Origin of the sequence: Bradyrhizobium sp. sGM-13 (assembly GCF_018398875.1) — a bacterium.
GTDB lineage: Bacteria > Pseudomonadota > Alphaproteobacteria > Rhizobiales > Xanthobacteraceae > Bradyrhizobium.
In genome coordinates, this window is the sequence record NZ_JAGWDK010000500.1 from 1 (window position 1) to 219 (window position 219).

1 protein-coding gene is annotated in these 219 nt (G+C 63.5%); it reads left to right on the top strand.

What is annotated here, in order from left to right:
* On the top strand, positions 1-219 hold a 219-nt coding region (locus KJQ96_RS39790; protein ID WP_213291301.1), incomplete at both ends, for an ATP-binding cassette domain-containing protein.

The following is a 219-nucleotide window of genomic DNA, read 5'->3' on the forward strand; positions in this document are numbered from 1 at the left end:
GGTCATCAGGTGCTGAACGACCTGAGCGTGGAGGACAATCTGAAGGTGGCGGGCTGCCATCTCACGCGTGCTGAACTCCGGTCGGCCCTCGACGTTGCGCTCGACACATTCCCGGAGCTGCGCGACCGCTTGCGTGTTCGATCGGGCGATTTGTCCGGCGGACAGCAGCAGATGGTGGCGCTCGCGCAGGCCATCATCGGAAAACCGCGGTATCTGCTT